At 41.1% G+C, this 23,285-nt stretch carries 23 protein-coding genes; 8 read left to right on the top strand and 15 right to left on the bottom strand.

Annotation, left to right across the window (positions count from 1 at the left end; genetic code table 11):
• Positions 1–15 precede the first annotated feature (15 nt).
• Positions 16–573, top strand: coding sequence for a peptide deformylase (gene def, locus MKZ03_RS06760; protein WP_341031372.1), 558 nt, complete (start codon positions 16–18; stop codon positions 571–573).
• A gap of 39 nt (positions 574–612) precedes the next feature.
• Here the strand turns inward: def and MKZ03_RS06755 are convergent, their stop codons facing one another.
• Entirely contained in the window at positions 613–1,392 is a 780-nt protein-coding gene (locus MKZ03_RS06755; RefSeq protein WP_034662673.1) for a Cof-type HAD-IIB family hydrolase, read from the bottom strand.
• A 395-nt stretch (positions 1,393–1,787) separates the two neighbouring features.
• Between MKZ03_RS06755 and MKZ03_RS06750 the strand changes: the two genes are divergently transcribed.
• Positions 1,788–1,997, top strand: a complete 210-nt coding sequence (locus MKZ03_RS06750) for a DNA-dependent RNA polymerase subunit epsilon (protein ID WP_003211882.1) — start codon at positions 1,788–1,790, stop codon at positions 1,995–1,997.
• A 5-nt stretch (positions 1,998–2,002) separates the two neighbouring features.
• Positions 2,003–3,670 carry a ribonuclease J1 gene (gene rnjA, locus MKZ03_RS06745; RefSeq protein WP_012009818.1) on the top strand — a complete coding sequence of 556 codons (1,668 nt, stop codon included), beginning with the start codon at positions 2,003–2,005 and terminating at the stop codon, positions 3,668–3,670.
• A gap of 101 nt (positions 3,671–3,771) precedes the next feature.
• Here rnjA and ade read toward each other — a convergent pair whose 3' ends face one another.
• The 5 genes from ade to MKZ03_RS06720 form a co-directional block, all read right to left on the bottom strand.
• A complete protein-coding gene (gene ade, locus MKZ03_RS06740; protein WP_341031370.1) occupies positions 3,772–5,502 on the bottom strand; it encodes an adenine deaminase in 1,731 nt (576 codons plus the stop codon).
• A 262-nt stretch (positions 5,503–5,764) separates the two neighbouring features.
• A complete protein-coding gene (locus MKZ03_RS06735; RefSeq protein ID WP_034662681.1) occupies positions 5,765–6,433 on the bottom strand; it encodes a potassium channel family protein in 669 nt (222 codons plus the stop codon).
• 37 nt (positions 6,434–6,470) lie between these two features.
• Positions 6,471–7,307: a gamma-glutamylcyclotransferase gene (locus MKZ03_RS06730; RefSeq protein ID WP_106030785.1), complete on the bottom strand. Its 837-nt coding sequence runs from the start codon at positions 7,305–7,307 to the stop codon at positions 6,471–6,473.
• A 4-nt stretch (positions 7,308–7,311) separates the two neighbouring features.
• Positions 7,312–8,622, bottom strand: coding sequence for an ATP-binding protein (locus tag MKZ03_RS06725; RefSeq protein WP_106030784.1), 1,311 nt, complete (start codon positions 8,620–8,622; stop codon positions 7,312–7,314).
• A 144-nt stretch (positions 8,623–8,766) separates the two neighbouring features.
• Complete coding sequence (locus MKZ03_RS06720; protein WP_034662686.1) at positions 8,767–9,045, bottom strand: AbrB/MazE/SpoVT family DNA-binding domain-containing protein; 279 nt, start codon at positions 9,043–9,045, stop codon at positions 8,767–8,769.
• Positions 9,046–9,321: 276 nt separating this feature from the next.
• Between MKZ03_RS06720 and mreBH the strand changes: the two genes are divergently transcribed.
• The 3 genes from mreBH to MKZ03_RS06705 all read left to right on the top strand — a co-directional run bounded on the left by mreBH (position 9,322) and on the right by MKZ03_RS06705 (position 11,875).
• Positions 9,322–10,329, top strand: a complete 1,008-nt coding sequence (gene mreBH, locus MKZ03_RS06715; RefSeq protein ID WP_060596160.1) for a rod-share determining protein MreBH — start codon at positions 9,322–9,324, stop codon at positions 10,327–10,329.
• A 74-nt stretch (positions 10,330–10,403) separates the two neighbouring features.
• Positions 10,404–10,535, top strand: coding sequence for a protein YkpC (locus tag MKZ03_RS06710; protein ID WP_003210922.1), 132 nt, complete (start codon positions 10,404–10,406; stop codon positions 10,533–10,535).
• Between the two features lie 107 nt (positions 10,536–10,642).
• Positions 10,643–11,875 (top strand): aminopeptidase, encoded by a 1,233-nt coding sequence (locus MKZ03_RS06705; RefSeq protein ID WP_341031366.1) that lies wholly within the window; start codon positions 10,643–10,645, stop codon positions 11,873–11,875.
• Between the two features lie 235 nt (positions 11,876–12,110).
• Here the strand turns inward: MKZ03_RS06705 and MKZ03_RS06700 are convergent, their stop codons facing one another.
• The gene (locus tag MKZ03_RS06700; protein WP_341031364.1) at positions 12,111–13,730 is read right to left on the bottom strand and encodes an ABC-F family ATP-binding cassette domain-containing protein; all 1,620 of its coding nucleotides are present in this window, start codon (positions 13,728–13,730) and stop codon (positions 12,111–12,113) included.
• 143 nt (positions 13,731–13,873) lie between these two features.
• Here MKZ03_RS06700 and MKZ03_RS06695 point away from each other — a divergent pair, with 143 nt between their 5' ends.
• Entirely contained in the window at positions 13,874–14,149 is a 276-nt protein-coding gene (locus MKZ03_RS06695; protein ID WP_060596158.1) for a hypothetical protein, read from the top strand.
• A gap of 65 nt (positions 14,150–14,214) precedes the next feature.
• On the opposite strand, the gene lepB is transcribed toward MKZ03_RS06695, so the two are convergent.
• The 8 genes from lepB to MKZ03_RS06655 form a co-directional block, all read right to left on the bottom strand.
• Positions 14,215–14,787, bottom strand: a complete 573-nt coding sequence (gene lepB, locus MKZ03_RS06690) for a signal peptidase I (protein WP_034663870.1) — start codon at positions 14,785–14,787, stop codon at positions 14,215–14,217.
• 211 nt (positions 14,788–14,998) lie between these two features.
• Positions 14,999–16,894: a PTS fructose transporter subunit IIABC gene (locus tag MKZ03_RS06685; protein ID WP_341031362.1), complete on the bottom strand. Its 1,896-nt coding sequence runs from the start codon at positions 16,892–16,894 to the stop codon at positions 14,999–15,001.
• A gap of 13 nt (positions 16,895–16,907) precedes the next feature.
• Entirely contained in the window at positions 16,908–17,819 is a 912-nt protein-coding gene (gene pfkB / locus MKZ03_RS06680) for a 1-phosphofructokinase (protein ID WP_060596156.1), read from the bottom strand.
• On the bottom strand, positions 17,816–18,571 hold the full coding sequence (locus MKZ03_RS06675) for a DeoR/GlpR family DNA-binding transcription regulator (protein WP_034662703.1): 756 nt from the start codon (positions 18,569–18,571) through the stop codon (positions 17,816–17,818). Before MKZ03_RS06675 ends, pfkB begins: the two co-directional genes overlap by 4 nt.
• 321 nt (positions 18,572–18,892) lie before the next feature.
• Positions 18,893–20,086 (bottom strand): ABC transporter permease, encoded by a 1,194-nt coding sequence (locus MKZ03_RS06670; RefSeq protein ID WP_341031361.1) that lies wholly within the window; start codon positions 20,084–20,086, stop codon positions 18,893–18,895.
• A complete protein-coding gene (locus tag MKZ03_RS06665) occupies positions 20,073–20,774 on the bottom strand; it encodes an ABC transporter ATP-binding protein (protein ID WP_334748883.1) in 702 nt (233 codons plus the stop codon). Before MKZ03_RS06665 ends, MKZ03_RS06670 begins: the two co-directional genes overlap by 14 nt.
• On the bottom strand, positions 20,771–21,877 hold the full coding sequence (locus MKZ03_RS06660; protein ID WP_340972597.1) for an efflux RND transporter periplasmic adaptor subunit: 1,107 nt from the start codon (positions 21,875–21,877) through the stop codon (positions 20,771–20,773). The genes MKZ03_RS06665 and MKZ03_RS06660 overlap by 4 nt, the downstream gene beginning before the upstream one ends.
• Entirely contained in the window at positions 21,813–22,352 is a 540-nt protein-coding gene (locus tag MKZ03_RS06655; RefSeq protein ID WP_445662034.1) for a YIP1 family protein, read from the bottom strand. The genes MKZ03_RS06660 and MKZ03_RS06655 overlap by 65 nt, the downstream gene beginning before the upstream one ends.
• Positions 22,353–22,889: 537 nt before the next feature.
• On the opposite strand from MKZ03_RS06655, the gene MKZ03_RS06650 reads away from it, so the two are divergent.
• Positions 22,890–23,267, top strand: a complete 378-nt coding sequence (locus MKZ03_RS06650; protein WP_003211488.1) for a Rok-like winged helix domain-containing protein — start codon at positions 22,890–22,892, stop codon at positions 23,265–23,267.
• Positions 23,268–23,285: the final 18 nt, after the last annotated feature.

Raw genomic sequence — 23,285 nt, 5'->3', positions numbered from 1 at the left:
TAGGAGTGAAGATTTGTGATTACCATGGAAGATATCGTACGGGACGGACATCCCGTCTTAAGACAAACAGCTGAAGCGGTCGAGCTCCCGCCGACAGAAGAGGAAAAACAGCAATTAGCTGACATGATTGAATTCGTCAAAAATAGTCAGGATGCTGACATGGCTGAAAAGTATGGACTCAGACCCGGCGTTGGACTAGCAGCTCCGCAAATTAATATCAGTAAACGGATGATCGCTGTTCACTGTGAGGACGAAGATGGAGAGGAATACAGCTATGCCCTTTTCAACCCGCGCATTGTCAGTCACTCGGTCAAAAGAGCTTATTTAGCTACTGGTGAAGGCTGCTTATCTGTTGATGAAGCCATTCCTGGATTTGTCCCTCGATATCAAAAGATCAGGGTGAAGGCCACAACGCTTGAAGGAGAAGACATTGATATTCGCCTAAAAGGGTTCCCGGCCATTGTTTTTCAGCATGAAATCGACCATTTAAACGGCATTATGTTTTATGATCATATTCAAAAGGATCAGCCCTTCGCTGAGCCAGACAACTCTGTTGAGATCGGCAGATCATAAAATAAAAAGAAGACCCATTAGCCTAAGGGTCTTCTTTTTTTACTCTTCAATGAGGCCTAGATGAGTCACTGCATGGAATATGCCGTCTTCATCAACTGGCTTTGTCACAAAATCAGCCAAATCTTTTAATTCATTCACAGCATTACCCATGGCAACGCCAGTTCCAGCAAATGAAATCATCTCTCGATCGTTCAGACCGTCTCCAAAGGCAACGGTATCCTTTTGATCATAAGGCAGCCTTTCGATGACTCGTTTAATGCCTTCAGCCTTCGACCCGCCTTTTGGCAGGACATCTGTTGACAGCTCGTGCCATCTGACAAGATCAATTTCTTCGCGGAACGCCTCGTATTGGACTTCCTCTTCAGCCTTACAGAATAATAGCATTTGAAAAATCTCGTTTTCTTTAAAGTAAGACAAATCATGCTCAGGATGCTCTGTTTTTAAAGTCCCAATCCCCTCATGGATAAACGGATGATTTGGCACAGAAGCCTTCATCGTTTTTTCCCCCATGAATACAAGCGGATGATCATGACGATCCGCCGTTTCATAAATTTGCTCCATCAGTTCCAGTTTCAGCGGATTGCCGTAAATGACCTCTCCCTCATACATGACATACTGACCGTTATAAGCAATAAAGGAGTCAAGCCCTAATTCCTCTAAAATAGGCTGAATCAAAAAAGGCGAACGCCCAGATGCAATAAAGAGATGATGGCCTTTTTCTTTTAATAAGCGAACCGCTCGCTTCGTTGATTCAGGTATTTTTTTATCATGATCATATAAAGTACCGTCGATATCAAAGAAGATGACTTTTTTATTCATATCCCGTCTCCTGTCTCTTGTTATGTATACCCACTCCCTTTCATCATACAGAAAGATTTCCTCTTTCGAAACCACTTCCTACGAAAACGCCTATTTCCCACATATAACCATGTAACATTCAATGGAATCGTCATATAATACAAGTATAAAGAGAGAACGGAATACATGGTCTAATCTGACTTCAAACCGAAAGGAGGCGACCTGTGATGCTTCGTCGTCTGCGCAAGAAAATTAGAAGACAATGGAAGGACATGCTTCGTAAAAAATCGATCGCTTAAAAGGATCTTCCGCACATTTGCCGAAGGTCCTTTTTTCTCAGAGACTTTTCTTATGCGCGTTTTTTTAATATAATAGAATTAGCGAGTGTAACATACGGTATTTAAGGAGAGATTTGGATGATATATAAGGTATTTTTTCAGGCAAGTACTACTGAGGTACCTGTAAGAGAACACACAGATTCACTATACGTTGAAGCGGTTTCTGAAAGAGACGTACGCGATAAGTTGAAAAAACATAGCTACAACATTGAATTCATTCAGCCTGTAGACGGTGCTTTTTTAGACTATGAACGAGAAAGTGAAAATTTTAAAGTATTGGAGCTATGAGAGGAATGAAATTTGTGAAAAACGATCAGGCGGCAGTTTTTGCGCTCGGCGGTTTAGGCGAGATCGGTAAAAACACGTATGGCGTTCAATTTCAAGATGAAATCATTTTAATTGATGCTGGTATTAAGTTCCCTGAAGATGAGCTTCTTGGAATTGACTACGTCATCCCTGACTATACGTACTTAGTTAAAAACGAAGATAAAATCAAAGGTCTTTTCATCACTCACGGACATGAAGACCACATCGGCGGTATCCCTTACCTTCTCAAGCAAGTGAATATTCCAGTTTACGGCGGCAAACTCGCAATCGGCCTACTTCGTAATAAATTGGAAGAGCACGGTCTCTTGAGACAAACAAAACTTCACATTTTTGAAGAAGAAGATACCATTAAATTTAGAAAAACAGCTGTGTCTTTCTTTAGAACAACACACAGTATTCCAGATTCTTATGGAATTGTCGTGAAGACACCTCCTGGTAACATCGTACATACAGGTGATTTCAAGTTTGACTTTACGCCTGTTGGCGAGCCTGCCAACTTAACAAAAATGGCTGAAATCGGGAAAGAAGGCGTTCTATGTCTTTTATCCGATAGTACAAACAGTGAAATTCCAGAATTTACGATGTCTGAAAGACGCGTAGGCGAAAGCATTGATGACATCTTTAGAAAAGTCGACGGACGTATCATCTTTGCTACGTTTGCTTCAAACATTCACAGACTTCAGCAAGTCATTGAGTCCGCTGTTGCCAACGGCCGAAAAGTTGCTGTGTTTGGACGCAGTATGGAGTCTGCCATTGATATTGGACAAGATCTTGGCTACATTAAATGTCCGAAAAACACGTTTATTGAACATAATGAAATCAACCGTCTACCAGCAAACAAAGTGACCATTCTTTGTACTGGGAGCCAAGGTGAACCGATGGCTGCTCTTTCACGTATTGCAAACGGCACTCACCGCCAGATTTCGATTAATCCTGGAGACACTGTTGTCTTCTCATCTTCACCGATTCCGGGTAACAATATTAGCGTAAGCCGCACCATTAACCAGCTTTATCGTGCTGGCGCTGAGGTCATTCATGGCTCACTCAATAATATTCATACATCTGGTCACGGCGGACAAGAAGAACAAAAGCTGATGCTCCGTTTAATTAAACCAAAATTCTTTATGCCGATTCACGGTGAATACCGCATGCAAAAAACGCATATTAAACTTGCGAATGATTGCGGAATTCCTGAGGAAAACTGCTTTATCATGGATAACGGTGAAGTTCTTGCACTAAAAGGTGACGAAGCAAGTGTCGCTGGCAAAATTCCATCAGGTAACGTGTATATCGACGGAAGCGGAATTGGCGATATCGGGAATATCGTCTTAAGAGACCGCCGCATTCTTTCAGAAGAAGGTCTTGTCATTGTGGTCGTCAGCATGGACATGAAAGAATTCAAAATCTCTGCTGGTCCTGATCTCATCTCAAGAGGCTTTGTCTACATGAGAGAATCTGGAGACCTCATCAACGACGCACAAGATTTGATTTCAAAGCATCTTGAAAAAGTAATGGAACGTAAGACAACTCAGTGGTCGGAAATTAAGAACGAAATTACGGACACACTTGCACCTTTCCTTTATGAAAAAACAAGACGCCGCCCAATGATCTTACCGATTATTATGGAAGTGTAATAACAAAAAGAGACACGAGCCGACTGGCTGTGTCTCTTTTTTTCATCAAGCATTGAAAAAAACCGCACATATACAAGGTATACATGCAGTTTCTCATTCTTTTATGATTGAATTGGGAGGTGCTGAAAGCTTCTGACATCAAACAAGCCCTTTGTTGTCATTTTCACATCAGGAATGACTGGAAGTGCCAAGAAGGACAGCGTCAAAAACGGATTAAAGTCTAAGGAAAAACCAGTTTCTTTTAGTGCTTCATGGAGTTCATGGAGGCTTTCATTGACGAGATGTGCCGGCTGATCTGACAATAAACCGGAGATCGGTAATGGCAGCGTATGAAGAGACTGGCCTTCTTTGACAACGGTCAAACCGCCGCCTGCTTCTTTTAACGCCTCAATCGCTTTAATAATATCGGCATCATTTGTGCCAACTGCAATTAAGTTATGTGAATCATGTGCAACCGTTGTTGCAATCGCGCCCTTTTTGATGCCGAAGCCGCTGACAATCCCTACCCCCATTTCAGATAAACCTTGATGACGTTCGACAAGCACCATTTTTAATACATCTCTCTCTGTATCACTTGTAAATTGTCCGTTCGTTTCTGAAGGAGTGACTTGTTCTAACTTTGTTTCAAGCTGATTCGGAATAATACGGATGACATTCATTTTTTGATCGTCTGTGATAGGCAGTGCAATATCTTGCTCTTGAACGTCTACTGCATGAACAGATTGTAATAATGCTGGGCTCGGTGCAATCTTTTCGACACTCGGTTTGTACTCTCCATGCTGCGCAACCAATTCTCCCGCAATAAATACGCTTGAGATGTCTACATGATGAAGGTCTGAGACGAGCATAAAATCAGCATCATAGCCTGGTGCAATGGCTCCCTTTGTTTTAAGACCAAAACACTCTGCGGCATTTAAGCTTCCCATTTGATAGGCTAAAAATGGATCTAAGCCTGCTTTTATGGACATCCGTACTTGCTCATCAATACTTCCCTGCGCCATTAAATCATCTAAATGTTTATCATCTGTACAAAAGAAAAAACGTCTCGCATTCTTCTCATTCACAGCAGGTAAAACATTTTTCACGTTTTTGGCAACAGATCCCTCTCTCAGCATGACATACATGCCCCTTTTCACACGTTCAAGGGCTTCCTCTGCTGTTGTCACCTCATGGTCTGTTTGGACATTGGCCGTCCGGTAGACGTTTATTAATCGGTCTGTTAAGCCTGCTAGATGGCCATCAATTAATTTATTCTCGTTTTGAGCATCAAGCAGCTTTTGAAGCATATCTTCTTCTGCCTGCTCCACACCGACATAGTCCATCACCTCAGCAAGACCAAGCACTTCCTTCTCTTGATAAAGGGGCTTTAAATCTTTCGCTTTTAATATAGCACCTGATCGTTCAAAACTGACTGCTGGTACACAGGATGGCAGCATGAAATAAATATGTAAGGCAGCTTTTCTCGCTTCTTCCAGCATAAAACGGATGCCTGTTATACCTGACACATTGGCGATTTCATGCGGGTCTGTTACGACAGTTGTCACACCGTGCGGAACGACAGCTTTGGAGAATTCAGCAGGGGTGACCATAGAGGACTCGATATGAACGTGGCCATCAATAAAACCAGGTACAAGCATTTGACCTGCTGCATCCAGCTCCTGTTCTCCCTCGTACTCCCCTATCCCGACTATTTGTCCATTTTCAACAGCGACATCAGCGTCTATCCATTCCTGGTTAAACACATCCATGACTTTCGCATGTTTAATCACGAGGGCTGCTTTTTTTCTCTTTGCTGCTACCTCAATTTGATGTCTGAAAAGCTCCTTATCCAACGACACTGCCTCCTCCAAGTAAACAATATAATGTTTCTTATCGTAAACGAATCTGTTTGCCCAGTCAATGACATTTAGAGAAAATCAACCATCTCAAAACACTGTTTTTTATTTCTGAATAGTGATAATTGCACGAAAAATATGATGACTCATTTTTGAGGTTATACATGAACAAAGCAACCCTTTTCAGTGTCTATTTCCGTCTCAATGTCCACCTGTCATGTACATATTCATATAAAAAAACACCCCGTCATCGGAGTGTTTAATAATCGTTCTGCATTTCTCGTTTTTCAAAGCGTCCTATATCGGCTACTGCCCCTATGACAATGAGGATATCTTCTTTTTGAATCATTTCATCTGCCAGAGGGGAAACGATGACTTCTTTTCCGCGCTTAATCGCCACAATGTTGATGCCGTATCTTGCCCGAATATCAAGATCTAAAAGAGAATGCCCCGCAAGCCTGTTGTTTGCAACAATCTCAATCAGGCTGTACTCATCTGACAGCTCGAGGTAATCGAGCACGTTATTTGAAATAATTTTATGTGCAATCCGTCTGCCCATATCTCGCTCTGGATGAACGATGCGATCCGCTCCAATTTTGTTGAGCACCTTTTCATGGTAGTCATTTTGCGCTTTCACGGTGACCATTTTGACGCCAAGCTCTTTCAGCATAATCGTTGTTAAAATACTTGCCTGAATGTTTTCGCCAATTGCAACGATGACATGATCAAAATTACGAATACCAAGATTTTTTAAAACGGATTCGTCGGTCGAATCGCCAATGACCGCGTGTGAGGCAATTTTCGCGTATTCGTTCACTCGATCTTCATTCATATCCATGGCCATGACTTCAAGTCCTTCTTCGCTCAGCGCCTTGCAAATACTTCCGCCAAAGCGTCCAAGACCAATGACTGCATATTCCTTTTTCATGTTCAGACTCCTTTTATCTCACTTAACATGCATTTTACTACGGTTTGATTAATGAATCCATATGCGAACGAATTTTTTTACGGAACGCTTCACTTAAGTAAAGGTCTGCTCCTTTTTCAATTTCACTGCGATAATGAGCTGGCGGAGCGATTTCTTCGCTCTTTTGAAGCACAAGAAAGGTTAAACAGTTCTCATAAATTTGATCACCTATTTTGACATCGACAAAAGCTGGACGATATGTACCTTCATATACTCCTTCTCGTTTATACAAATAACGAATGGCATCAAAAGGAACTTCATATAAAACACCCTCTGTTTCGCCGCCGTCTTCTACCATATCAGCTCTTGATCCATCTGGCCTCACCAATGTAAATCTCGTGGTAAAACCGCTTAGTACTCCTCCGCCGATGATTTGTTTGAAGTGATGATCGACTTCTGCCAGCTTAAATCTTGCATCATCCATACAGGAGCCATAGGCAAAATAATAGAAGGATGACGGCTTCTGCTGCCACAGTCTATAAGCTTTCCAGCTCCCTCTCTTTATTGCTTTCAGCGCTGATGCCTTCTGCTCTGGCAAAGTGTATGTCATGGCTGCTACCTGACCTTGATCCGTCATGACATTGATTTCCTGCTTGTCATACCCTTCCTCTAGTACGTCTATCTTATTCAACGTGTCAGCAGTCACCTCGTACAATTCCCCGTATACAGTGCCTTTTTCTGAGTGGACGCACGCTGGATATCCTTGACCTGTATCGTAGATCCTTCCACTCATCCAAGCTGATTTAGCTAATAGCCTGCTTTCCTTCATGTACGCTTCGTGGTGCTCTTCATGCTGCAATAGCGTCCCATATACAAATAAAGCTTTCATCGTCATGACTTCACGTCCTCTCAACTTGCTGCTGTCTGCTTTTTTGACACACAGGCAAATAGATTTGAAAAGCTGTGCCTTTTCCAAGCTCACTGGATACGTCCATTCTTCCTTGATGATCTTTTAAAATCGTCGCACAGATGGTCAAACCAAGCCCTGTCCCTTCTTTTTTCGTTGAAAAGAAAGGATCATATATTTTTTGAATATCCTCTTCAGACATCCCATTTCCTTCATCTTGAATGGTAATCTTCCATTCATTCAATACTTTTTCTGTAGATATGTATATGCTGCCACCTTCTGGCATTGCCTCAATCGCATTTTTAATTAAATTAATGAACAGCTGCTTCATTTGGTTAGCGTCTGCTAGGATTGCACCGGCATCCTGCTTTTTAAATGGCTGTTTGAGATCAATATTTGAAAGAACGGCATTTGTTTTTAATAAGGTAATCACCTGTTCTAGTAGCTCATGAAGCTGGACTTCTTGAAAATGGACCGCTTGAGGCTTAGCCAATACAAGCAGCTCACTTAAAACAAAATCAATCCGTTTAATTTCGGAAAAGATAATGTCAAAATAATCGGTTCTTTCAGGATATTGTGTCTTCATCAGCTGCAAAAAGCCATTTACTGATGTCAGTGGATTTCTGACTTCATGCGCGATTCCAGCGGCTATTTGTCCTGCAACAGCCAGCTTTTGCGCCTGCATTTGCAATTGCTGATTGGATCTTTCAAGCTCAAGCTTTGCCTGCTTTTGTTTCGTAATATCAGCAACCGTTCCAATCCCTCCAGTAAACTGGTGATGCTCATCAAAATAGAGCTTGTAATGAACGTCTCCCCATACCTTCTTTCCCTCTTTATGGAGAAGCTGCAGTTCTACCCGCCCCGCATCCTTATGCTCCTTGATCACAGATAACAAATGCTGGACCACGCGCTCCTCTTGATCAAAGTACTGATTGTACATCGTGCCTAGACATTCCTCTATGTCATAGCCTGTCATTTGTGTCCATGCTTGATTTAAGAAAATAATTTCACCTTTTTCGTTTGTTTCAAAGACGATTTCTTGCAAGTTATCTGTGATTCGATTCAGCCGCTCTGTCAGTTCGTGTGCTTCTTTCTCTCTCGTATTTAAGTCTGACACAAGTAGGTTTAAGCGGTCTACATAGCCTGAGACAACCCAGATCCCTGTTAAAACCAAGACTGTAAAGGCTAGATCGAGCGGCCAATTAATTTGATAGCCGCCTAGATAATAAAAGAAATCCCAGCTTAAAATTAAAATAAATGCAAGAACAGATAACACGATCCGCACTTGATATGTTTTGTTCAAATGATTCCACCTGCCGCCCTGAGATTCTTTGTCAATTGTACCATTTTCCACTTATTTTTTGAGGGTGATGGGGCATTTTTAAGGAACTTTGCCAGAAAAAAATAGCCTGTTCTCAGCACAAAGGAAGAGAGCAGGCTATTTTAATTACTGCTGAAGAGCTTCTTGCAGCTCTTTTAACAGTAGTTCTGCGCCTTCAGCGCTTAATGTAATTTGACCATTTCCATAATCATGGTTCTCCGATGTAATCTCACCAGTCATGAGGCAAACGCCCTCTGGCTGGTATTTTTTCAAGACGATTTTCTCCCCATCTATAAAAAATTCCATACTGTCTTTAATAGCAATATCAAGTGCTCTTCTTAATTCGATTGGCATCACAATACGCCCTAGTTCGTCTACTTTTCTTACGACTCCGATAGATTTCAATTTCGTTCCCTCTTTCTTTCATTAGCTCAAGATCAATCTGTTTTGCACCAATTGATATATCGTAGACGTAAGAGATTCTCAAAAGGTTTCTCCTCTATAAAAATTTTTTTCATAAAAGAAAAAACAAAGGGAAAATTTATTGTGATTGTCAAAATGATACTTGAATTTTACAAGTTCATTTCAAGGTCATCACAAACCCCCACAAATGACATCAACCCTCTGAACTTTTAAATGTAAAATTGTTTAAAACAGCAAAAATAGAGATTGGGTGAAAACATGTTTCAAAATGCCGAAATTGGAATTGATTTAGGAACAGCTAACATATTGGTTTATAGTAAAAATAAGGGAATTATTTTAAATGAACCGTCCGTCGTGGCAGTCGATACAGAAACAAAAACTGTACTTGCAGTCGGAGCAGAAGCAAAAGAAATGATTGGGAAAACACCTGGTAAAATTGTGGCGATCCGTCCGATGAAAGACGGTGTCATCGCTGATTATGATATGACAACAGATTTACTCAAACAAATCATGAAAAAAGCAGGGAAAAATATCGGGTTTACCTTCAGAAAACCAACGGTCGTAGTATGTACACCTTCTGGTTCAACAGCTGTTGAACGCCGTGCCATCAGTGATGCTGTGAAAAATTGCGGTGCAAAGCACGTGCATTTAATTGAAGAACCTGTTGCAGCTGCAATCGGCGCTGATCTCCCGGTAGATGAGCCTGTTGCAAACGTCGTGGTCGATATTGGCGGAGGAACAACGGAAGTTGCCATCATTTCGTTTGGCGGCGTTGTCTCTTGTCATTCCATTCGAATTGGCGGAGATCAACTAGATGAAGATATCATTACGTTTGTCCGAAAGAAATATAATCTATTAATCGGCGAGCGGACAGCCGAGCAGGTTAAAATGGAAATTGGTTATGGTCTCATTGAGCATGAGCCGGAATCATTAGAAGTACGTGGACGTGATCTGGTGACAGGTCTTCCAAAAACGATCACACTTGAATCTCATGAAATTCAAGGTGCCATGCGAGAATCACTTCTTCATATTTTAGAGGCGATTCGTGCCACATTAGAGGACAGCCCTCCAGAGCTTAGTGGTGACATTGTAGACCGCGGCGTGATCTTAACTGGCGGCGGCGCTTTGTTAAATGGGATTCAAGAATGGCTCTCACAGGAGATTGTCGTTCCAGTTCATATTGCAGCAAATCCACTTGAATCTGTCGCAATCGGAACAGGTCGTTCACTAGAAGTCATTCATAAATTGCAAAAAACATTAAAATAATCTTCTTGTTCTACTTCTTTTTTTATCATTTCGATCATATCGTGAGAAATGGATAAACATGAAGGAGGAAGAACATGTTGCTTGATTTAGGTAAACGGGTCGTTGTCACAGTTATTTTAACGGGTATTATTTTAGGAGGAATGAGCCTGTCGTTTTCACATATGCCCCCTTCTAATGCACAGCCTGTGAAACAACTGAACCGCTAAAAAAGCCGCACGAAAGCGGCTTTTTTATTTTGGCTTGAAACGTGCTCCCCATTTTCCTTTTCGGTCTTAAATCTGATATGATGAACATGACTAAAGGAGGGTTTTTTATGAGTACATTTGAAAAACAACTAGATCAATATGCGAAGACGATCGTTGAAGTCGGTGTGAATGTTCAAAAAGAACAGGAAGTCGTCGTATCAGCATCTACTGAATCCGCAGACCTTGTTCGTCTTGTGGCAAAACATGCGTATGAGCGCGGGGCGAAAAACGTACATATCCGCTGGAGTGATGGTATTCTTGCCCGTTTAAAATATGAACATGCACCGCAGGATGTGTTTGAGCAATTCCCAGAATGGGAAGCACAGATGATGGAAACCATCGCAAAACGCGGTGGCGCTTTTATCACGATCTTGTCAGAAAGCCCTGACCTTCTGCGAGGCATTGACTCGAAAAAAATCGCTGCACAGCAAAAGGCCGCTGGATCAGCCCTTCATACATATCGCCAATACGTTCAATCAGACAAAGTTGCTTGGACGGTCGTAGGCGCCGCATCAAAAGAATGGGCGAAAAAGATTTTCCCTGACCATACAGATGAAGAAGCTGTCGCGTTATTATGGGATCAAATCTTTAAAGTCGCTCGCGCTGATCAAGCAGATCCTGTTGAGGCTTGGAAAAAGCACGATGAGTCACTAAATGAAAAGGTCAAAATACTAAATGAGCGCCACTACCACAAGCTTCATTATGATGCTCCTGGCACAAATTTAACGATTGAGCTCCCAGAACAGCACATTTGGGTAGGTGCCGGCAGCGTGAGCGAGCGCGGCGTCTCTTTCATGGCCAACATGCCGACAGAAGAAGTCTTTACCGTACCTAAAAAAGACGGTGTAAATGGGACTGTCTCAAGCACAAAACCGCTCAGTTATGCAGGAAATATCATTGATGAATTTACATTAACATTTGAAAATGGACGAATTGTCAATGTGAAAGCGAAGGAAGGCGAAGACATTTTAACTTCGCTCGTTGAAACAGATGAAGGCTCCCATTATCTAGGTGAGGTTGCTCTCGTACCAGACGATTCACCAATCTCAAACTCGAATATTCTCTATTACAATACCCTTTATGATGAAAATGCATCGAATCACCTTGCCATCGGCAGCGGGTATGCGTTCAATATCGAAGGCGGAAAAGAGATGAATCGTGAAGAATTGGAAGCAGCTGGTGTGAACAACAGTATTACACACGTCGATTTCATGATTGGTTCAAAGGAAATGAATATTGATGGCATTACAAAAGACGGAAAACGCGAACCGATCTTCCGTAATGGAAACTGGGCGATTTAATCAAAAAAAGACATCCGCTTTTGGATGTCTCAGATTGTTGACAAAGTGCTAAAATGATTTTTATTTTAGCACTTTGTCTTCTTTTCAGCGTGATAGAAAACCTTTGAAGTCTAGGAAGGGCGAGCACTGGCGCGGAGCGAATTTAACATTCGTGAGCACCAGCGCGCAGACCTGACAACGAATGCGAGGGTTTGTCTACACGCTGAGACATCCACTTTTGGATGTCTTTTCTTATTTACGCATAAAGCTCATCGAGTCTCTTTTGAATGTCTTGATCTGATAAGAACTCATCATATGTTGTTTGTTTATCGACGATGCCATTTGGCGTCACTTCGATGATACGGTTTGCCACTGTTTCAACAAACTGATGGTCATGAGATGAGAAGAGCATAGCTCCTTTAAAGCTCATTAAACCGTTATTCAGCGCTGTAATGGATTCTAGATCCAAGTGGTTCGTCGGCTCATCCAGCAGCAGAACATTCGCTCCTGACAGCATCATTTTCGATAACATACAACGAACCTTCTCTCCTCCTGATAAGACGGTTGCTTTTTTCTTTACTTCTTCCCCAGAGAAAAGCATACGTCCTAAGAACCCGCGTAAGAAGCTTTCGCTTTGATCATTAGGAGAATATTGACGAAGCCAATCCACTAGATCGACATCGTTTCCTTCAAAGTATTCACTATTGTCTTTCGGGAAAAAGGCTTGAGATGTTGTAACGCCCCATTTATATGTCCCGCTGTCTGGCTCCATCTCACCAGCAAGAATTTTAAATAAAGTGGATACAGCAAGCTCATTACGGCTTAAGAACGCAATTTTATCCTCGCGATTCATGATAAAGCTGACGTTATCAAGTACTTTCACACCGTCAATTGTTTTCGATAAACCTTCTACTTGAAGGACATCATTTCCGATTTCGCGCTCTGGCGCAAAATGAACGTACGGATATTTACGTGAAGATGGCTTAATGTCGTCTAAAGAGATTTTATCAAGCAATTTCTTTCTTGAGGTCGCTTGCTTCGATTTAGAAGCGTTCGCACTGAACCGGGCAACGAACTCTTGAAGCTGCTTAATTTGTTCTTCTTTTTTCTTATTCGCATCTTGGCTGAGCTTCAGCGCTAGCTGGCTGGACTCATACCAGAAATCATAGTTACCGACATATACTTGAATTTTTCCGAAGTCTAGGTCCGCAATATGTGTACATACTTTGTTTAAGAAATGACGGTCATGCGAAACGACAATCACGGTATTTTCAAAATTAATGAGGAACTCTTCCAGCCACTGGATTGCTTGTAAGTCCAAGTGGTTCGTTGGCTCATCAAGAAGAAGAACGTCAGGCTTACCAAATAAAGCTTGGGCTAGTAGTACTTTTACCTTTTCAGAACCACCAAGCTCAGACATTTTCTTCGATTGAAGGCTCTCTGGAATGCCAAGACCTTTTAATAAGATTGCTGCTTCACTTTCTGCTTCCCAGCCGTTTAACTCAGCGAACTCACCTTCAAGCTCTGCTGCACGAATCCCGTCTTCATCTGAAAAATCAGGTTTCATATAGATCGCATCTTTCTCCTGCATCACATCATATAGACGTTTGTGACCCATCATGACGACTTTTAATACTTCAAATTCTTCGTATTCAAAATGGTTCTGTTTTAAAATCGCTAAACGCTCACCAGGGCTCATATGAACATCGCCCGTCTGAGCTTCAATTTCACCTGAAAGAATCTTTAGAAACGTTGATTTACCAGCTCCATTGGCACCAATTAGACCGTAGCAGTTGCCAGGAGTGAATTTAATATTTACTTCTTCAAATAGTTTACGATCAGCAAAACGCAAACTAACATTATTTACTGCAATCATTTATTAATCCTCCATCACTCATTCATCATTATGAAGTATAACATGAATAACGTTTGATAGAAACGTCTCTCGCTAAGAACGAAGGCAATTTGTCCATTATGGTATAATAAATGGGAATGATTTATTGAAGGAGTTCGTGCGATTTGAGATTACTTACACTTATGGAATACTGTTTATTGATTTTCTTTATGGGTATTTATTTATCTGCAACAGGCTTTAATGCGAGGGATTTTGGCCTTTATATTGGGCTTGTGCTTATTTACACACTGGTACACATCTTTTCGAAACGCTTTTTACAAAAGCGAGGGAAAGAAAATCAAAAGGTCGGATTGTTTCGGTCCGTTTTAGCCATTACTGGGTCTGTCTTCGCTTCTGTGTTGGCGATTGTGATCATTGTTACGGTGCTCACGCCAAATTAAAACGACCCTTCTTTTAAAGGGTCGTCCATTCAAGCACTTTTCTCACACACCTGAGAAGGGTGCTTTTATTTTGTTTGCCGAATGTCGCCAAATGGGAAGAAAACAAATTCTGATGTCCCGACAACCCGATCCTTTTCAATGAGTCCAAGTCCATTTCTGCTGTCCATGGAATTGAGTCTGTTGTCCCCCATCACAAAGTAATCGTTTTTCGGTACTTTCACTGGACCAAAATCCCCTGTTAAATGCACTTCATACTCTTTCGCATGTGCCTTGTTCTCTTTTAAATAAGGCTCATCAACTTTTTTACCATTAATGTAAAGCGTATCATCCTTCATTTCAATCGTGTCTCCCGGAAGGCCGATCAATCGTTTTACATAATGAATCTTCTGGCCATCTTTTCCATTAATAATCACGATGTCACCTCGTTTGACACCACCTAGATAGTTAATGGTTTTGTTGACAAACAGCTTTTCCCCATCATGAAGAGTCGGTTCCATTGACTCTCCTTCCACCACATACGGCTCAAATATAAACGTACGGATGAGCAGGACGAGCGCAAGTGCAATTAAAATGGCTTTGATCCATTCAAACAGTGAACTTTTCTTCTCTGTTTTGTCTTGCTTTGCATCAGATTGAATATCATTTTCGTTTTGTTTGTTTTCTTCGTTCAAAATACTGCTTCCTCCTAAGACTTTCTGCTAAAAGACTTGAAACGTGAATTGAATAACTTTACTTTATCACATGTCATTTAAAAATTCACAAGACAACCATTCAATTAGATATTTTTTCCTAATTTGTTCATGATTAAACAAAAAGAAGCACCGCTCTTCACGATGCTTCTCTTCTGAATTACGCTTCTAGTTTGACTGGTTTTTTCAAAATACCCAGTAAAATCGCTGTTACAACGGCACCGATTAAGATGCTGATGATATAAAGAACCGGATGATTTGTTACCCAGAAAACGAATAGTCCGCCGTGCGGCGCAGGAAGCGTGACTCTAAAGAATTCCGTTAATCCGCCAGCCACGGCTGCTCCAATGACAGCTGAAGGAATTACGCGCAGAGGGTCAGCCGCTGCAAACGGGATCGCCCCTTCAGTGATGAAGGCAGCTCCCATGAAGTAGCATGTAATCCCTGCTTCTCGGTCACGTTTTGAGAATTTATTTCTAAAGATTGTTGTAGCAAGTGCAATACCTAATGGTGGTACCATTCCGCCTGCCATAATGGCAGCATGCGGTGCATAGTTTCCAGCAGCAATCATCGCAAGACCGAATGTGTAAGCCGCTTTGTTAATTGGGCCCCCCATATCAATCGCCATCATACCTGCCAAAATAATGCCCATTAAGACAAGGTTTCCAGTACCTAAAGTTTCAAGCCAGTGAGTTAATCCATCCATCACCATTTTTACCGGTGTGTTAACAATGTAATGCATGATGATGCCTGTGAAGAAAATACCGAACAATGGATACAGCAGAACCGGTTTAATTCCGTCGAGTGACTGCGGTACGAATGTGAATACTTTTTTAAGTAGCACAACGACATAACCTGCAAGGAAACCGGCAATTAGTCCGCCTAAGAATCCTGCACCTGCTGCCGACGCCATAAATCCACCGACCATACCTGGCGCAAAACCTGGACGATCTGCAATACTCATTGCTATAAATCCGGCTAAAACAGCAACGATTAAGGCAAGCGCATTATCTCCGCCAATTCCTTTTAATACAGCTGCAAATGAATTAAATGAAGGGTCCTTAGGATCTGCTGAGTTAATTCCCCAGAAAAATGAAATTGCAACAAGGATACCGCCCCCGACAACAAATGGAAGCATGTTGCTTACACCACTCATTAAGTGCTTGTAGAAACCACTTCTACCTTTGCCAGATGACTCATTTTCGTCTTTTGAAGAACTGCCGCCTGAGCCTTTATAAATCGGCGCATCTTGATTGACTGCTTTTTCAATTAATTCCTGAGGACGGCGGATTCCAGCTGTCACAGGTACTTCAATGACATGTTTGCCTTTAAAGCGTTCCATTTCAACTTGCTTGTCCGCTGCCACAATGATGGCTGGTGCTTCTTCGATTTCTTTTGCCGTAAGGGCGTGTTTAATACCGCCAGAGCCGTTTGTTTCGACTTTAATGTCAACGCCCATTTCTTTTGCTTTTTCTTTCAAAGCATCTGCTGCCATAAATGTATGCGCAATACCTGTCGGGCAAGCTGTTACCGCTAAAATCTTAGCTGGTTTACCTGATACAGCCGGCTCTTCTTGAACTTCCTCTTCTTCTTCTTCATCGTCCTTGTCATGCGTATTGATGATATCGATGATTTCATCTTCAGTAGCCGCTTCAAGAAGCTGCTTTCGGATTTCTTCACGCATGAGAAGTGTTGATAAACGAGAAAGTGCTTCTAAGTGCGTGTTGTTTGCGCCTTCAGTTGCTGCAATCATAAAGACAAGATGACTCGGCTGCGCGTCTAGTGATTCATAATCTACACCAGCTGTCGAGCGGCCAAATGCAATGGCAGGCTCTTTTACACTTGCTGTTTTAGCGTGAGGGATAGCAATTCCTTCGCCAATACCAGTAGAGCTCTGTTTTTCACGGTTGATCACTGCTTCTTTGTAGCCCTCTTTATCATCTAGCTTGCCTGCTGTATCTAAAACAGTGACTAGTTCTTCAATGACTGCTTCTTTCTGCTGGCTGTCTAATTGAAGCTTAATTGTCTGCTTTGTGAGTAGTTCTGTAATTTTCATGATGACTCCTCCTTTAAATGCGTGTGACTTTTACTTGTGGTAATAGTGTGTCGACAAGCTCTTTTGTTCCAAGCTCCTCAGAAAATGCTGTAGCGCTGCCTGATGTGACGCCAAGCTTAAATGATTCTTCAATCGAAAGGCCTTTCGAAACGCCGGCTAAAAATCCTGCAACGACTGAATCCCCTGCACCAACTGAATTAACAAGCGTACCCTTTGGAACATTGGACTGATAAACCCCTTCCTTACTGAATAAGAGAGCTCCATCTCCAGCCATTGATACGATGACATGTTCAGCACCTTGTTCTAACAGCTTCTTCCCATAAGGAATGGCTTCTTCCGCAGATGAGATGCTCGTCTCAAACATTTCACCTAGCTCATGATGGTTTGGCTTCATTAAGAACGGTTTCAAGCCTGCTGCTTTTTTTAGTGCTTCCCCGGAAATATCAAGGACAACTCTGACACCTTGCTTTTCGCACACCTCAGCAATACGTTCATACGTGTTATGAGGCAATGAAGAAGGAATGCTGCCAGCTAAGACAACGACATCTCCTTCAGTCAATGAAGAAAATTGAGACAGAAACGACTCAAATTGCGCTTCAGTAATAGATGGGCCGAGTCCGTTGATTTCGGTTTCTTCACCTGTTTTTAGTTTCACATTAATTCGTGTATCTTCTGACACCTCGTGAAAGGCTGTTTGTAATTGTTCGTTTTGTAAAAAGTCTTGAATATATTTTCCTGTAAATCCGCCTATAAATCCAAGCGCTTTTGATTCAACACCGTGACGTTTTAAAAGCCTTGAGACATTGATCCCTTTTCCACCTGGATATTTTTTGTCATAGGTTGAACGATTCAAACCGCCGACTGCGAAATCCTCCACGTGTACGATGTAATCAACTGATGGGTTTAAAGTAACTGTATAAATCATGTTTTCACTACCTTTATAACCGTTTTTTCATGGTAATTATCGAATGAATCCTCTTTTGCGTCGTTTGTGATAATGGTGGCTTCCTGTAAACTAGCAAAGGCTGAAAACGATATTTCGCCAAACTTAGAGGCATCTGATAAGATATAGGTTTTTTTCGCCTGCTTCATGGCTCTTTTTTTCATGAGCGCTTCCTCTGGATCAGGTGTTGTAAACCCCGCCTCGGGATGAATGCCGTTCGTCCCAACAAAGCTTTTGTCAAAACGGTAATTTTCCATCGCTGTCAAAGCTGCGGCTCCCACCATGGCTCCTGTTCGATGTTTCACTGATCCGCCTATCAGGTAAAAAGAAATGCCTTTTCTCATGAGTGCTTCAATGTGCATAACACCGTTTGTCACCACAACAATATCTTGATCGGGATCGATATATTCAATCATTTGCTGTGTGGTCGTACCAGCATCTAAATAAATACAATCGCCTTGTTTTAAAAGTGAAGCAGCTGCCTCTGCAACCAATGACTTTTCTTGAAGGTTTTTGGCAGATTTCTCAAATACATCTGGTTCAAGACGGATACTTGATATCTTGGCTGCTCCCCCATGGACTCTTTTAAGAAATCCTTTTTCTTCAAGGGCTGATAAATCTCTTCTAATTGTAGATTCAGAAGCATCCGTCATAATCGTTAAGTCCTGTATTTTGATGACATCATTTTCTTCTAAACAGTCGATAATGAGTTGATGTCTTTCCGGTGTCAACATGAAAACACCCCCTTTTGAAAACGTATTCATTTTGCGCGCACCTTTATTGTAATCGCTTTTTTCAACATTATCAATACAAAACAATCAAATACATTCAATAACTATCAAAATCTTTCACCATGGTCATCTTACCTTTATATGTACCATTTGTAAACTGAAAAATATGTGACATTAAGATGAAAGTCATGATCTTAGCATTTCTATCATTTTTCATTTCATTCAATGGAACTAAAAAAAGCTTTTATGCGATGTGCATAAAAGCTTTTGATGGTGGATTACAGGCGAATTCACACTGTTTGTATGCTTTTGTTCTTCTCCAAATTATTCATATCTAAGAGAATCAATAGGATCTAGTCTTGCTGCTTTATTCGCAGGAATTAACCCAAAAACAATCCCAATAAGCATACTAAACAGCACACCGCCACAGATGACTTGCCAAGATACTAAGGACGGCCAGCCGGCAACTAGTGATACTAGCGCGGCGCCACCTAAGCCAAGTGCGATCCCCATCAACCCGCCGATCAATGTTAAGACGACAGATTCAATTAAAAATTGAACGAGTATTTGAGCCCTTGTTGCTCCAATCGCCTTTCGGATACCGATTTCCCTTGTCCTCTCTGTCACAGAAACAAGCATGATATTCATCACACCGATACCGCCGACAAGCAAAGAAATCCCAGCTATAGAGCCAATGATTGTTGTCATAACAGATGTGATTTGACCAATGCCTTCTGCGATTTCTTCCATATTGATCATTTCATAAGCATCTTCTGTATGATGATTTTCATTTAATAATGCAGCCGCATTCTTTCCTACTTCCTTCATTTGATCAGCATGTGCGACTTGAATTGACAACTTATCATATTCATTGATCCCAAATGTGGAGGTGAGCATAGCAAACGGGACATATATTTCATTCATATCGAATGAAAACATCCCTTTCTGTTTTGCTAAAACACCGATGACTTCAACAGGCTGTCCGTTCATCCAAATCATTTCGCCTAATGCCTTCTGTCCATTAAATAATTCTTTTTGTAAGCCTTCAGAAATGAGAGCGGCTCTTCTGCCGCTTCTAAAGTCAACATCTCTTAAATTCTGTCCTTCTGCTATTTGTAATGAATGGACATTCGTATACCCTTCATTTATACCGTTAACTGTCGCATCCACTGTCATATCTTGAAATCTCAGCTGCATTCCTTGTGCAGTCGAAGAGGCGACCTGATTCACCCCGTTGATTGTCTTAATGCTTTTTATGTCTTCCTCAGTAAATGTGGCGTCGAATAAAGCGTTTGGATTTGCATTTAACTCTTCGTCAGAAGGCGTATATGTCATATCAATGGTATTGTTTGGACCTGAAATCGACCCTTTTAACATTTGCTCGCCGCCTTGACCGATAGCCACGACCGCAATGACCGATCCAACACCAATAATAATCCCAAGCATCGTTAAAATAGAACGTAATTTATGAGCTAAAACAGAATTCATCGCTATTTTGATATTTTCAAAGAGTTTCATTCATAGCGTCCCCTTGTGTCAATCTATCTTGAACGAGCCGTCCATCTCTTACAACGACCGTCCGATTTGTATACGCAGCCATTTCTTCTTCATGGGTGACAAGCACAATCGTTGTCCCCTCCTCATTCAGCTTAGTAAACTGTTCCATGATTGAGAAGCTTGTTTTTGAGTCAAGAGCGCCTGTTGGTTCATCTGCTAAGATAAGCTGCGGCTTATTGACAATTGCACGAGCAATTGCCACCCTTTGCTTTTGCCCTCCCGACAACTCACTTGGCATATGTTTCATTCGGTCTGCCAAACCAACCTTTTCAAGTGCCATTTCTGCGCGTTCTTTTCTTTCCTTTTGACTGATACCAGCGTAAATCATCGGAAGCTCAACATTACGCCTCGCATTTAACCTCGGCAGCAGGTGAAATTGCTGAAAGACAAATCCAATGAATTGATTTCGAATCACTGCAAGCTCTTGATCCTTTGCAGCTGACAGCTCTCTTCCTTGAAAATGATATTGTCCTGTGGTTGGTCGGTCTAAACAGCCAATGATATTCATTAACGTCGATTTTCCAGAGCCGGACGGGCCCATAATGGACATATACTCGCCTTTTTCAATGACAAGATCGATCTCACTTAATACATCAAATGTTTCTTGGGCGACCTCATAGCTTTTTATCACGTTTGAAAGCTGAATCATTCAGCATTCACTTCCATTCCGTCATACATGTCATCTGATGGATGAGCAATGATTTGATCCTCTGCCTTGACACCTTTTGTCACTTCAAGGTCATTACCTGACGTTTCCCCTAGCACCACTTTTACTTTTTTAAGTACATTCTTTTTGACAACATAAACGTATTGTCCATCATCCTCTTTTTTTACAGCTGATTCAGGAATCGTTTGGGCTTGACGCTTATCTGTTTCAATTTCCATGACCATTTTAAAACCAGGTTTCGCTTCAGGTTTTTTTCCCTTTATTTCGATTTCAACAGGATATTGTACCGTTTGATCACCCGCAGTTGTTTCGGATGCTGCCTGAGCAGGTACAGCCCCCACTTTTTTCACGACCCCTTGCCAGCTCTTTCCTCGAATGACATCAGATGTAACCTTTACTTTTTGTTTCTTTTTCACTTTTATGGCGTCATACTCAGAAATCAATCCTCGCACAATCATTTTTTTCTCATTGCCAATATGAATGATCGGCTGTCTTTCTTCCGGCTTTCCTGCCCCTTCTTCTTGCTCAATGGAAATCACTGTACCGTCAATTTTACTATGTACGGTTAAATCTTCTATTTGTGCTTTTACTTTTTCTTGGCTGATCTCTGCTTGTTTTTGTTCTAATTCAGCCGCTTTCAGCTCTAATTCGAGCTGGTCTCGCTCGTTTTTAGGATGGGCGACTGAGTCGCCTGCTTGTTTTTCATCTAATTCGCTCAGTCTATTTTGTAATTGTTCGCGTTTTAGCGTACTTGATTCAGCCGCAAGAGCTTGCTGCTGCTCTTCAAGCTCCAGCTCCCTATTTTCATATGTAAGAAGCGGCGTTCCAGCCTTTACCTTTTCTCCTTCTTTCACAGAAATCCCCTTCAAGTGTCCTTTTTCCTCTTCTGCATAAATGAACTGCTCTTCAGAGAATGAAAGTGTCCCTGGCGTCATTACCGTAGTGGTAATTTCTTTTTGCGTGGGTTTTACTGTTTTAATAGCTGCTGTCGAAGCAGGCTTTGATTGATTTTTCGCAATGTTAAAGCCAATAAATAGACCGATGACAATAATAAAAATGGATCCGATGATGATTTTCTTTCTCATAAAGACATTCTACCCCCCAGCTTACTGATATGTTGATTGCGGTTCCTACATATTGAAGAATGAAAGAAATGACATAAAAGACTCCTATCATGATCCAAGATATTCTTGGAGATATATGACCGACTTTGATCAATAAAAAGCCTGTTAAAACAAGATTCCAGATCACAAATAGATCAATATTAGCAAACACACCGTGCCATGGACCAGAAGTTTGAATGAGTGCATTTAATGAGGTGATTGTGATGTTTTTTGGCACATGGAACAGGATGACGGACAGATGAGAAATAATCGTACCAATGATCGTAACTGGTGTAATAAACAGGACCGCTGAAAACAGCTGCTGAAACGATGCATCACCCTTTGCTAAAAATACGATGAACTTATATATAGCAGCATTAATCACAAGCCCGAGAATTAGACCAATTAGCGTCACCACATAAACGACCGATACCGGCAAGCTTATATCTGCCCACATTCCTTCATTCACTAGCTCTGTCAAATAAGTCACAATCACTGCATGCAAGTATGCAAACGCACATGTCCTCTCTTATTCTTTCTATTTTATCAAAAGATTGCCAATAAGTGATGGATGATTTGATTTTCTTATTTTCATTGAGGAAAAAATTTATCTATTATTCTATTATCACGAATGACATCCTCCAAATGACACCATGACCAGACCATATTCATATCAAAAAATAGAGGTTTTACTGACCTAAAAACATTTTATCAAAAAACCACATGTCTTTCGGAATAAATATCCTTTTCCTTTGAATTCGGATGGTCTTAGTTAGACACAACAATTTTTTGTTAAAATAATCCTAGTAATTTCGACAAATCCCGGCTTTATAGGACTATGATTGGTTTCTTTTATAGAACAAATGAGCCTTTAGTATCAATACTTTCATATTAAAAAATGAAAAATATAAGGTTTTTACTTGATCAAAAGTTATTTTTTCATATAATGTAAAATAGAGGTAGGTTAAATGATAGTGGAAATGGAGTCAAGTGAATGTTAAGAGAAAAATTGAAAACACAATTGATTTTACTTTATGAAAAGGAACAAGAAGCATGGCAATACTTTCGAAAGGAAAGAGAACTAATTTATCATGAGCTCAAATTACTTGATATGAAAGAAAGCAGACCCTCTAATGACAAAATATACTACGCTGCTAGATGCGTAGATATTATTAAAGAGAAAAAGGGAAGCATTGTGAGTACAAAAGAATTAAAAGAACAGCTTCAAGCCCAGACAGATTTCAATGTGAGACGAATTAGCGAATTGTATGATCTGATCCAGCAGCTCGACCCTCACATTTCTAAAGCACGAAGGGGATGTTTTATTTACGAAGATCACACCCAAATACCTCTACAATCTTTTCACACATAAAAAATTGGTTACAGCCGC

This window comes from Bacillus sp. FSL R5-0431, from assembly GCF_038002985.1.
Lineage (GTDB): Bacteria > Bacillota > Bacilli > Bacillales > Bacillaceae > Bacillus.
This window is presented reverse-complemented; position numbering and strand designations above follow the sequence as displayed.

Bases quoted from the DNA above. Each gene is read 5' to 3' on its own strand.
- MKZ03_RS06755 (WP_034662673.1), bottom strand. From the start codon at position 1,392: ATGAATAAAAAAGTCATCTTCTTTGATATCGACGGTACTTTATATGAT.
- MKZ03_RS06675 (WP_034662703.1), bottom strand. From the start codon at position 18,571: ATGTTGACACCGGAAAGACATCAACTCATTATCGACTGTTTAGAAGAA.
- MKZ03_RS06685 (WP_341031362.1), bottom strand. From the start codon at position 16,894: ATGAAAATTACAGAACTACTCACAAAGCAGACAATTAAGCTTCAATTA.
- MKZ03_RS06670 (WP_341031361.1), bottom strand. From the start codon at position 20,086: ATGAAACTCTTTGAAAATATCAAAATAGCGATGAATTCTGTTTTAGCT.
- MKZ03_RS06655 (WP_445662034.1), bottom strand. From the start codon at position 22,352: ATGTGGGCAGATATAAGCTTGCCGGTATCGGTCGTTTATGTGGTGACG.
- MKZ03_RS06710 (WP_003210922.1), top strand. From the start codon at position 10,404: ATGTTGCTTGATTTAGGTAAACGGGTCGTTGTCACAGTTATTTTAACG.
- rnjA (WP_012009818.1), top strand. From the start codon at position 2,003: ATGAAATTTGTGAAAAACGATCAGGCGGCAGTTTTTGCGCTCGGCGGT.
- MKZ03_RS06700 (WP_341031364.1), bottom strand. From the start codon at position 13,730: ATGATTGCAGTAAATAATGTTAGTTTGCGTTTTGCTGATCGTAAACTA.
- MKZ03_RS06735 (WP_034662681.1), bottom strand. From the start codon at position 6,433: ATGAAAAAGGAATATGCAGTCATTGGTCTTGGACGCTTTGGCGGAAGT.
- MKZ03_RS06665 (WP_334748883.1), bottom strand. From the start codon at position 20,774: ATGATTCAGCTTTCAAACGTGATAAAAAGCTATGAGGTCGCCCAAGAA.
- MKZ03_RS06705 (WP_341031366.1), top strand. From the start codon at position 10,643: ATGAGTACATTTGAAAAACAACTAGATCAATATGCGAAGACGATCGTT.
- MKZ03_RS06730 (WP_106030785.1), bottom strand. From the start codon at position 7,307: ATGACGATGAAAGCTTTATTTGTATATGGGACGCTATTGCAGCATGAA.
- MKZ03_RS06650 (WP_003211488.1), top strand. From the start codon at position 22,890: ATGTTAAGAGAAAAATTGAAAACACAATTGATTTTACTTTATGAAAAG.
- MKZ03_RS06660 (WP_340972597.1), bottom strand. From the start codon at position 21,877: ATGAGAAAGAAAATCATCATCGGATCCATTTTTATTATTGTCATCGGT.
- mreBH (WP_060596160.1), top strand. From the start codon at position 9,322: ATGTTTCAAAATGCCGAAATTGGAATTGATTTAGGAACAGCTAACATA.
- pfkB (WP_060596156.1), bottom strand. From the start codon at position 17,819: ATGATTTATACAGTTACTTTAAACCCATCAGTTGATTACATCGTACAC.
- MKZ03_RS06750 (WP_003211882.1), top strand. From the start codon at position 1,788: ATGATATATAAGGTATTTTTTCAGGCAAGTACTACTGAGGTACCTGTA.